The sequence below is a fragment of the Streptomyces sp. 13-12-16 genome (assembly GCF_002114215.1).
Classification (GTDB): domain Bacteria; phylum Actinomycetota; class Actinomycetes; order Streptomycetales; family Streptomycetaceae; genus Streptomyces.
The window spans coordinates 1-3,618 of record NZ_NCTE01000077.1 but is presented as its reverse complement, the minus strand read 5'-3'; the positions used below and the strand labels follow the sequence as shown (position 1 = coordinate 3,618).

General features: G+C 69.3%; 2 protein-coding genes. One reads left to right on the top strand and one right to left on the bottom strand.

Annotated elements, in window-relative coordinates:
- Nucleotides 1-173: 173 nt before the first annotated feature.
- A complete protein-coding gene (locus B7767_RS03585) occupies nt 174-2,114 on the top strand; it encodes a galactose oxidase-like domain-containing protein (RefSeq protein WP_085570826.1) in 1,941 nt (646 codons plus the stop codon).
- Between the two features lie 89 nt (nt 2,115-2,203).
- On the opposite strand, the gene B7767_RS03580 is transcribed toward B7767_RS03585, so the two are convergent.
- The gene (locus B7767_RS03580) at nt 2,204-3,232 is read right to left on the bottom strand and encodes a glycoside hydrolase family 6 protein (RefSeq protein WP_085570825.1); all 1,029 of its coding nucleotides are present in this window, start codon (nt 3,230-3,232) and stop codon (nt 2,204-2,206) included.
- Nucleotides 3,233-3,618: the final 386 nt, after the last annotated feature.

The following is a 3,618-nucleotide window of genomic DNA, read 5'->3' as shown; positions in this document are numbered from 1 at the left end:
CAGGAGCCCCGGACGCAGGCGCCGCCGCAGATGCCCCAGCAGCAGCACGCCCCGCAGGAGCGGCCCCGGTGGGCCGCCTCGCACGGCGGGCCCGCCGCGGGCACCGGGGGCGCGGCCCCCGAGAACGACCAGACCATGCAGATCGCCCTTGGTGGACTTGGGGGACGTAAGGAATGAAGGACCGTGCAGGCCGCCGTCGCGCCCGTCGGATCGCGATAGGCACGGCGGTGGTGCTGGCGCTGGCTGGAATGAACGGGCCGTGGCTGTACCGCTTCAGCACCGAGAAATACCACCAGTACAAGATCGACCAACCCGAGTACAAGGCCGAGAACGGCAAGTGGGAGATCGTCGAGTTCCCCGAGGAGTACCGGCAGAACACCATCCACGCGGCGCTGCTGCGCACCGGCAAGGTGCTGCTCGTCGCGGGGTCGGGCAACGACCAGGACAACTTCGACGCGAAGAGGTACGACACCCGGATCTGGGACCCCGTCAAGGGGACCGTCAAGAAGGTGCCGACGCCCACCGACCTGTTCTGCACCGGCCACACCCAGCTCGCCAACGGCAATCTGCTGATCGCGGGCGGCACCAAGCGGTACGAGAAGCTCAAGGGTGACGTGAAGAAGGCCGGCGGCCTGATGATCGTCCACAACGAGAACCCGGACAAGCCGATCACCCTGCCCGCCGGCACGAAGTTCACCGGCAAGGAGAACGGCAAGACCTTCGTCTCGAAGGACCCGGTGCTCGTCCCGCGCGCCGAGAAGAACTTCGACCCGGAGACCGGCGAGTTCCTGGGCAACACCCCGGGCGTGGGCCGCATCTACGTCGAGGCGCAGAAGGAAGGCGCCAAGTACGAGACCGGCACCCAGGACAACTACAAGGTGCACGGCCTGACCGGCGCCGACGCGCGCAACACGTACGGCATCGCCGAGAAGCTCGCCCTGGACAAGAAGGACTTCCAGGGCATCCGGGACGCCTTCGAGTTCGACCCGGTCGCCGAGAAGTACATCAAGGTCGACCCGATGAAGGAGGCCCGCTGGTACCCGACGCTCACCACCCTGAGCGACGGAAAGATCCTCAGCGTCTCCGGCCTCGACGACATCGGCCAGCTCGTCCCGGGCAAGAACGAGGTCTACGACCCGGAGACCAAGGAGTGGACCTACACCGAGAAGGTCCGCCAGTTCCCGACGTACCCGGCGCTGTTCCTGATGCAGAACGGCAAGGTCTTCTACTCGGGTTCGAACGCCGGCTACGGACCGGACGACGTGGGCCGCGACCCGGGCGTCTGGGACGTGGAGACCAACAAGTTCGAGAAGGTCCCCGGGCTGAGCGACCCGAACATGATGGAGACGTCCGGCACGGTGCTGCTGCCGCCCGCGCAGGACGAGAAGTACATGGTGATCGGCGGCGGCGGGGTCGGCGAGTCCCAGCTCTCCAGCGAGAAGACCCGCATCGTCGACCTCAAGGCCGACGACCCGGAGTTCGTCGACGGACCGTCACTGGACAAGGGCACCCGCTATCCGCAGGCGTCGATCCTGCCGAACGACGAGGTGCTGGTCACGGGCGGCTCGGAGGACTACCGGGGCCGCAGCGACTCCAACATCCTCGAGGCGCGGATCTACGACACGGAGAAGAACGAGTTCAAGCGGGTCGCCGACCCGCTGGTGGGCCGCAACTACCACTCGGGCTCGATCCTGCTGCCCGACGGCCGCGTGATGGTCTTCGGCTCCGACTCGCTCTACGCCGACAAGGCCAACACCAAGCCGGGCGAGTTCGAGCAGCGCATCGAGATCTACACGCCGCCGTACCTGTACGGGGACGACGAGCAGCCCGATCTGTCGGGCGGGCCGAAGACCATCGAGCGCGGTGGGTCCGCCACGTTCACCTCCGCGGACGCGGCGTCGGTCAAGAGCGCGCGGCTGATCCGGCCGAGCGCGTCCACGCACGTCACGGACGTGGACCAGCGGTCGATCGCGCTGGACTTCGAGGCGGACGGGGACAAGATCACCGTGACGGTGCCCGAGAACAAGAACCTGGTCCAGTCGGGGTGGTACATGCTGTTCGTCAACGACGGGGAGGGCGTGCCCAGCAAGGCGCAGTGGGTGCGGGTGCCGTAGCGCTCCCGCGGGTTGTGCCCTGGGTGCGGGATCCCTGTGGTTTCCCGCACCCACGCGGCGGTGGCCGCAGGTGTCACGGCCCCGCGCCCCTAGGGTGTTGATCCCTGGGCAAGTTCGAGAGCATACTCCGGCCACCACTCGCCGGCCTTCGGGCCGCCCTTGCACTCACCGTCCGACTCCCCCGGTCGCTTCACCCACAGGTAGGCGTCGACCAGGGGGTCGGACGTCTTCGTCGTCGGGGTTTCGCCGAGGGCGCGGCCGGGAGGGTTGCACCAGCGTTCGTCCGCGGCGCCCTCGGTGTAGGGGCCGTTGCCGTTGCGGCTGGTGTCGATGACGAAGTGCTTGTCGCCGGTCTTGGCGGAGAGCTGCTTGCCGTAGGCGATGGAGTCCTCGGTGGAGTAGTAGTTGGAGACGTTCACCGAGAAGCCGTCGGCCTGGTCGATGCCGGCCCACTTGAGCGGCTCGTGGATCTGGTCGGGTTCGCCCCAGCCGGCGTTGCCCGCGTCCAGGTAGACCTTGGTGTTCTTCAGGCCCTTCAGCTTGGCGATGGCGCCCTTGAGGAGGTCGTAGCGCTCCTCGTGGAACTCGTCCGGGGTGCAGCCGTCCACCAGGTGCAGCACCGCGTCGGGTTCGAGGATCACGGTCGCCGGACGGTCCCCGATGCCCTTGGCGACGCTGTCGACGAAGGCGCGGTAGGCGTCGCCGTCGGCGGCGCCGCCCTGCGAGTACTGGCCGCAGTCGCGGTGCGGGATGTTGTAGAGGACCAGCAGCGCGGTGCGGTCCGCCTCCTCCGCGGCCTCGGTGAAGCCGCGGGCCTGCTCCTCGGGGTTCTCCGGGCTGATCCACTCGGCGACGGGCTGCTGGGCGATCTTGCGGATCTGGTCGGCCTCCGACTTCTTGCCGTCCTCGGCCAGTCGGGCGACCTGCCGTGCGGCGTTGCCGTCCGGGTTGACCCAGAACGGGTCGGACTCCTTCGGCTGCTGGGTGATCCCCGCGCCGGCGTCCGCGGCCCCCTTGTCGTCCGAGGACGAACACCCGGTCATCAGCAGCGCCGCCCCCAGCACCACCGCGGACGTCCGCCCCCCGACGAACGCCCCGACCCCCCTGCTGCCGTACATCAAGCCCCCCTTGGGTGCACCTGTTCCATGTGCTCCGAACCCCAATCCTGACATACGTCCCGCGACGCCCACGAGGTCGAACCCCACCTTGTCCACCGGCTGTTACAGCCCGGTGGCACAGGCGCTCCCGGCCGTGCGGTACGGGCCGGCGGCGAGGCCGTCGGCGGGAGTCACCTGCGGGGATCACGGACCGCGACCGGACCGGGACCCGACGTCGATCCGCCCCTGGGCCCGGTACGTCCTTCGTTCCGGAGCCGTGCGCACCACGGACCGTCGTGGCCTCCCGCGCCGGTCGCCGGGTCACTCCCGCGGCCCGGACCCCGCGCGGTCGGGGACCGGCCCGGTCGGCGGCCTCCGGGGGAGCGGGTCGCCGGCCGGGCCGGGTG

Bases quoted from the DNA above. Each gene is read 5' to 3' on its own strand.
- B7767_RS03585 (WP_085570826.1), top strand. From the start codon at position 174: ATGAAGGACCGTGCAGGCCGCCGTCGCGCCCGTCGGATCGCGATAGGC.
- B7767_RS03580 (WP_085570825.1), bottom strand. From the start codon at position 3,232: ATGTACGGCAGCAGGGGGGTCGGGGCGTTCGTCGGGGGGCGGACGTCC.